This is a genomic window from Micromonospora sp. NPDC049089 (genome assembly GCF_040648775.1).
In the GTDB taxonomy this organism is placed as follows: domain Bacteria; phylum Actinomycetota; class Actinomycetes; order Mycobacteriales; family Micromonosporaceae; genus Micromonospora.
Window position 1 is genome coordinate 62,095 of sequence record NZ_JBEZEH010000008.1, and the last position, 7,975, is coordinate 70,069.

A 7,975-nucleotide genomic window follows, 5' to 3' on the forward strand; every position below is an offset into this window, starting at 1 on the left:
TCCTGGTGGGTGTGCCCGCCGCCCAGGCCCAGCCCGACCGGCGACCGCATCCGGCGCCGGCCGAGAAGTTGGACAACGACGGCGGGCCGGTGGCGGGTAAAGGCTGGGAGCAGCAGCGGGTGAAATACGCACCCGCACCCGCACCGGTGTGGCCGGCCGCCGGTAGCGCCCATGTGGAGCTTGGTGCGGCTGGTGCCCGCGCGGCTGGTGGCCGCGGGCCGAAGGCGGGTGATTTGCCGGTCTGGGTGGACCGCGCCGCGGGTAAGGCCGGCGAGCGGCTGGCCGCCGTCGATGTGCAGGTGATGGACCGAGCGGCAGTGCCGCAGTCGTGGCGTGACGGGCTTGTCATGAAGGTGAGCACCCCGCGCGACGACGCAGTGGGCACGGCGAAGATCTCGGTGGACTACAGCAAATTCCGGTACGCCGCCGGTGGCGAATGGGCATCACGGCTGAAGCTGTGGCAGGTACCCGAATGCGCGTTGTCCACCCCGGACGACCCGCGGTGCCGGTCTATCCCACTGCGCACCGCCAATGACCTCGCCGCCGGTGTCGCGACGGCGGAGGTAGCAGTGACCGCCGCGCGTCCACCGTCGGTATCCAGGACCGGCGAACGACCGTCGGGCGGTGCCGCGACCGAGCAGCAGGCGGCGTCGTTCGTGGTGTTGGCCGCAGGCGCCTCTGGCAAGGACGGCGACTTCACCGCCACCAGCCTGACTGCCTCATCAACGTGGTCCTCCGGCGACTCATCAGGCGACTTCTCCTGGTCGTATCCGGTACGCACCGCGCCGGCGACCGGCCCCGCGCCGTCGGTGACGCTGGCCTACTCGTCGTCGGCCGTGGATGGGCGCTCGGAGGTGACCAACAACCAGCCCTCGTGGATCGGTGAGGGCTTCGACTACTCACCCGGCTTCATCGAGCGCCGCTACGTGCCATGTTCCGAAGACATGAAGAACGGCGCGAACAACACCCAGCGCACCGGTGACCAGTGTTGGCGATCCGACAACGCCACCCTAAGCCTGAACGGCGGCGGTGGCGAGCTCGTGTTCCAGGCGGGTAAGGGCTGGCACTCGCGCTTCGAGGACGGTGCGAAGATTGAGAAGCTGACAGGCGCGACCAACGGCGACAGCGGCGACTCGACCTACGGTGACGTGGGTGAGTACTGGAAGGTGACCACCACCGACGGTACGCAGTACTTCTTCGGCATGCATGCCCTGCCGGGTCAATCGGCTAAGACGAACTCGACGCTGACCATGCCGGTGTTCGGTAACCACTCAAGCGAGCCCTGCCACCAGGGCACCTTCGCCAGCTCCGACTGTGTCCAGGCGTGGCGGTGGAACCTCGATTACGTCGTCGACGTACGAGGCAACACCATGTCGTTGTGGTACGGCAAGGAAACCAACAAGTACGCCCGCAACGTCACCGACTCCGACGACGTGTCGTACGACCGGGCCGGCTACCTCACCCGCATCGACTACGGCACCTACGACCGAACCGCAGCGACGCACGGCGTCACCCAGCGCAACACCGCCCCCTACGCGCAGGTGGTGTTCGACACCGGCATGCGCTGCTTCTCCAACTGCGGCACCGAGGCGAGCCCAGTCAAGGACTCCTGGAAAGACACCCCCTGGGACCAGGAATGCAAAGCGTCCGCTACGTCGTGTCCGCAGCAGTACTCGCCGACGTTCTGGACCACCAAGCGCCTGAAGAAGATCACCACGAAGGTTTACGACACCACCAACAAGACCCCGGGCTGGCAGGATGTGGAGTCCTGGACCCTGAGCCACACCTTCACGGCCACCGCTGACTCCACGCACACCGGCTTGTGGCTCGACAAGATCGACCACGCCGGGCACGTCGGCGGGACCGTCAGCCTGCCGCCGGTCACGTTCACCGCGACGACGCTGGCGAACCGAGTGTTGACAGAGCATGGTACGTCGGATAACTGGCTGCGGATCTCCGACATCAAGACCGAGACCGGCGCGATCATCCACGTCGACTACAGCGAACCCGAGTGCACCGCGGCCAACACCGAGTCGCTAGCGACGCACACGAATACCATGCGCTGCTACCCGGTGTTGGTGCCGGATCCGGACGACCCGAGCGGCGAGCGGCTGGTCACTCAGTGGTGGCACAAGTACCGGGTCGAGCACATCGCCGAAAACGACGTTCAGCTCAAGGACAGCCGGCAGGCAGACGCCACTCACACCTGGTACGAGTACCCGGGCGCCCCTGCGTGGCACTACGCCGACGACGACGGGCTGTCCAAGCCGGATCGCAAGACCTGGTCTCAGTGGCGGGGCTACTCCCAGATCAACACCCGAGTCGGATCCGACCCGGCCACCCAGAGCTTGACCGTCACCAAATTCATGCGGGGTATGCACGGCGACAAGGCCAGCCCGTCCGGCGGAACGCGCACCGTGACCGTCCCCGCCTCCGTAGGCTCGGAGACCGTCTACGACGAGGACCAGTTCGCCGGCCAGATCCGCGAACAGGTCCTCTACAACGGGGTCGCGACCAAGCCGGTGTCGAAAACCGTGAACGTGCCGTGGCGGTCTCCGCCGACCGCCAGCCGGACGATCAACGGTGACACGGTTGAGGCGCGGTTCGTAAACACGCAAGCCACCTACACGTCCATCGCGCTTGGTGTGGACGGCGGGCGGGGTTGGCGTACCTCAGGGCAGACGACGAGCTTCGACGACACATACGGCACGCAGAAGTGGTCGCAAGATGATGGTGACATCTCGAAGAGCGGCGACGAAAAGTGTGTTGCTTACAGCTACAACCGCAATCTGAGCAAGAACCTCACGGGGGCGGTCAAGCAGACCACCACCACAGCGTTAGCTTGCGGTAAGAGCCCGTCCAGCGTCGACGATGTGATCTCCGATGTCCGGCTCTCCTACGACGGCGGGAGCAGCGCCGACACCACACCGACGTTCGGTGCCGTCACCAAGACCGAACAGCTCAAGGACTGGGCGTCGACCACGGGTACGGTATGGCAGACGGTCTCGCAGGCCACCTACGACCCCACGGGTCGGGCGCTGACCGCCACCGACATCAAGGGCAACGTCACCACCACCGGATACACCCCCGCGGTCGGGGGCCCAGTCACAAAGGTGAGCACGACAGGCCCTAGCCCGTTCAACTGGACTTCGTCGGTGGAGACCAACCCATACTGGGGATCCACAACCAAGACCACCGACCCCAACGGCAAAGTGACCGATCAGGTGGAGTACGACGCCATGGGTCGCACTTTCAAGGTTTGGAAGCTGGGCTGGTCGAACGAGAGTAACCCGAACAAGCCGTTCGCCCAGTACACCTACGCCTTCGCGGCCAACCGGGACACCTACCCGTACGTGACCAGCCAGGTCCTCAACGCCGACGCCAACTACGTTACCTCCTACCAGATCCTCGACGGCCTGCTCCGGCCCCGGCAGACGCAAACCCTGTCGATGAGCGGTAGCGGTTCCCGGGTCGTCACCGACACGATCTACGACGAGTTCGGCCGGGCCGCCACCAGCTACGCGGCCCACGCCGAACCGGGAACCCCGTCCGGAGCCCTCTGGTGGGAGCCGGAATGGTCCGTACCCGCCGTGACCAAGACCGAGTTCGACCGCGCGTCCCGACCCGCGGCGAGTGTCTTCCTCGCCGGCGACGGCGAAATCAACCTGGACTTTAAATGGCGAACTGTCACCTCCAACGAGGGTGACCTGAGCACGGTCACCCCGCCGGCCGGTGGCACCCCCACCACCACCGTGACCGACATTCAGGGACGCACCATCGCCCTGCGGCATCACAACACCCCCGCCGGTGTGACAGGCGGCTACTTGGAAACCCGGTACGAGTTCAACCGCAAGGGCCAGGCTGTCAAGAACATCGACCCCGCCGGCAACGAATGGGTGTATGAGTTCGACGCCAAGGGCCGCCAATGGCGGACGACAGACCCCGACAAGGGGGTCACGACCAGCACCTACAACGACGCCAACGAGCTGACCAAAACCGTGGATGCCAGCGGTGACGCGCTGTGGTACGTCTACGACACCCTCGGCCGGAAGAAGGAACTGCGAGACGGCTCCGCTACGGGCGCGCTGCGCGCGGAGTGGAAATACGACACCCTGTATACCGGTCAGCCTGGGTACAAGGGCCAGTTGACCCAGGCCATCCGGTACGAGCCGGCGGGTTCGGCGAACGCCTACAAGTGGCAGGTGCGCAGCTTCGACGCCCGGTATCAGCCCAAGGGCTTCCACTACGTGATCCCCGCGATCGAGGCGGGCCTGGATTCCACCTACGTCTACGGCTACGAGTACGCCGACGCCACCGGCGCGCCGGTATCGCTTTCTTACCCGGCTGCTGGTGGTCTGGTCGACGAGAAGATCACCACCGACTACAACGCCACCACCGGCATGCCGACGAGCATCAACACCAGCCTGACCGGCTCGGTGGGCACCATGGCCACCGCCACCTACACCACCTTCGGTGAGCGCGACGGGTCGGTCTACAAGATGCCCAACGGTGTCTACACCCAAGACACCATCTACCGGGATGAGGCGACCCGCAGGATCAAGCGCACCACCATCGAACGGCAAAACGTGGCGGGCACCGTCTCAGACCGCAACTACGACCACGACGACGCCGGCAACATCACCTCGATCAGGGACACACCGCAAGTTGGCAATACGGACATCCAGTGCTTCCGCCAGGATGAAATCGGGCGCCTTAAGTCCGCTTGGACGCCGAAGTCGGGGGTGAGCTGCAAGACCGACCCTAGCGTGGCGAACCTCGCCGGGCCGGCACCGTACTGGCAGGACTGGACGTTTACCACCACCGGCTCCCGGGTGACCGAGACCAACCACAGCGCCGCAGGGGAAACCACCCGCACCTACGCTACGCCCACCGGAGGCCAGAACGTAGTACGTCCGCACGCCGTGACCGCGATGACGACGCAAGCACCGGGCCAAAGCGACGTGGTCAATAAGTACGCCTACGACAACACCGGCAACACCACCTGCCGCCCCGCCGGCAACACCGCCAACGACTGCGCCACCGGAACCAACAGCCAAACCCTCGGCTGGAACGCCGAAGGCAAACTCGCCACCGTCAACGCCGGCGGGAAGAACATCGCAACCAACATCTACGACGCCAACGGCATCCGGCTCATCCGCCGCGACACCACCAGCGGCACCACCGCGACCACCCTGTACCTACCCGGCCAGGAAATCCGCCTCCAAGGCACCGTTAAGACTGGCACCCGCTACTACAACCTCGCCGGCACTACGGTCGCCAGCCGCACAGCAGGCTCAGCAATCACCGACCTGACCTGGCTCTACGGCGACCACCAAGGCACACAACAGATCGCCATCAACGCCGGCACCCAGTCCGTCACCACCCGCCGCCAAACCCCCTACGGCACCCCACGCGGAGCAAACCCCACCTGGCCCAACAACAAAGGCTTCGTCGGCGGCGATAACGACCCCACCAACCTCGTCAACATCGGCGCCCGGCAGTACGACCAGGTGCTAGGCCGGTTCGTCTCCGTCGACCCGATCATGGACGTCGCCGACCCGCAACAATGGAACCCCTACACGTATGCCATCAACTCGCCGGTCACGCTCAGCGACCCGTCGGGCCTGCTTTGGATCAACGACGGAGCCGGCACCTATGTGCCGCCTTCCCCCGCGACACCGCCCTCGAAGCCCAAGAAGAGCTTCTGGGGCAAAATCGGCAGCGGAATGCTAACTGGCGCGAAACGCGCAGTGGTAGACCCCATCACGGCGACGGCGGTGCGGATCAAAGATTCGTGGGCCTCCGTCTATAACGACTTCAACGCCGTGATGGACGGCAAGATGTCGATCACGACCGCGCTCGGTAACGCAGGAAAGACCTACGCATCAAACTGGAAATCCGCAGTTACTTCGCTGCCTATGGGTGTCGTCAACACCTACAAGGGATTCGGAAATACTTGGAGAAGTGCCGCCAACGGAAACTGGGAAGACGCGGCTGCAAGCTGGACAGAATCAGGCATCACGGCAGTATCAATCGCGGCGGGCGCGCGGACAGGCTTTAAGGGCAAGGGCGGGTGTCTGCACAGCTTCGCACCCGCCACCCCAGTGCTCCTCGCTGACGGCACCTCCCGTGCGATCGGTAACGTCGCGGTCGGTGACCTCGTCCTCGCCACCGACCCGGAAACAGGCGAAACCACCGAGAAGCCGGTCACCGACCTGCACGAGAACCAAGACAATGACCTCACCGATCTGACCGTCCTAGACCAGAACGGTGAGACCGTCACCCTCCACACCACCCAGCACCACCCATTCTGGAGCGAGACCCGCAGAGAGTGGACCGACGCGAAGGACCTCCAACCTACCGAGCGGCTACACAGCGCGACCGGCGAGGTGATGACGGTTGCCGCAGTCCGCAGCTTCACCGGCGACCAAACCATGCGAGACCTCACCGTCGCCGACGTTCACACGTACTATGTGGTCGCCGGCAAAACGCCGGTGCTCGTGCACAACTGCGGCGAAACAATTAAGGCTGGAGACCTTGAAGGTAGGTACACTCCCGGCCAGTCGACTCGCGACCCCGCTTCGCAGTGGTATCACGAAATGCTCGACAATGACGACCTTGTGGGCGGGATTAACAAAGCTGAACATGGTGATGGGATCCTAGTGTCGCCAGATGGGCGCATTCTTGGCGGCCACCACAGGGTCGATGAGGTGGTCAACCGTGTAAGAGATGGCCGCCTGGACCCCGACACGCCGATCACTGTTCAACGTCATCCATGCTCGTGCGACTGAGCCGGAGTGAAATATCGAGGCCTTCCATGGAAGTTCTTTGGGGCCGCATCGTCGAAGCTTGCTAACGAGGGGATTCGCAAGTCTGATGTCCATAGTGAGACAACAAGACCCGGATTTTCGTGTATGCCACATCAGCTTTGAATCATTGCTGGAGATCCAACGGGACGCGGAGGGCAGCGGCTTCGCTACCAGGTGGTCGTCGCTCGATGCCTTTCGCGCTCAGGTGAGGGAGGAGAGTGTTCTAGTGTTGCCTCTCATGCGGGAAGCGAGAGGTGACCAGATACGTGCTTATCGATGCGCTGTCCTTTTCTCCATGGCGAGTGGGGAAGGTCGGGGTGGAGTTGCGACTATCGACATCTCCCCGGCGAGGTTTAGATCGTTGGCGCGTATAGATAGAGATTCGGATGTGAGAGAGGCTCTGGCGGACGTGTTCGCGCTCGCTCTGGGCGGAATTTCCACCGTGTCAAAGAATTAAATTTGCAAACGCAAGCTTCTCCGAAATGGCTTGCAGGTGTGTCATGCTGAAGTTAGCTGGCCGTGCCCTTAGGTAACCTCGACCGGCTATGCGCATGGCCGTGGTTATTGGTGCGCCGACCCGTCGGGAGGCAACTGCCCGACGGGTCGGCATCTCTTTGTCGCGCTAGCATCGCCATCAGGGCGCTGTTATTTGCGGTCGTGCAATCTCGGGGGAGGGGTGTCGGTTGCCCGAGTTGGCCTGTGTTGCCGTCAGCGCAACTCTCTGACCAATATCTATCCATTGATCGCTGCTGGCTGTCGATGGCCCGGGCTTCTGGCGTGAGCGTGGGGCCGTAAGCCGCAGCGCGTGCGCGCGGCCCGGTGTACAGCGCTGCATTGTGTGGCCGGCATGGTGCCACCGCGGCGACTAGGGTCGATGGCGTAACGCCCAGGGTCGCGCTGCGGATGAGGTGACAACAGGTATGGCACGGTCGGTGCAAATCCGTATCTACACGATTCGGGCAGGGCTGCTGGATGAGTGGGCGGACAGGTGGCAGCGTTTGGTCGTCCCGCTGCGCCGTGATCTCGGTTTCGAGATCCATGGGTCGTGGAAGGACCGGGCGCGGAATCAGCACGTCTGGGTGATCTCCCACGAGGGACCTGAGTCGTTCGAGGAGGCCAATGCGGCCTACAGGACCTACCATCCCCGTTAGGCGCGAGTCCGGGGA

At 64.0% G+C, this 7,975-nt stretch carries 1 protein-coding gene; it reads left to right on the forward strand.

Annotated features, from left to right (window positions below; all coding sequences use genetic code 11):
• The first annotated feature begins 5 nt into the window (after positions 1-5).
• Positions 6-6,791 (forward strand): polymorphic toxin-type HINT domain-containing protein, encoded by a 6,786-nt coding sequence (locus AB0B48_RS03200; protein WP_357195137.1) that lies wholly within the window; start codon positions 6-8, stop codon positions 6,789-6,791.
• Positions 6,792-7,975 lie beyond the last annotated feature (1,184 nt).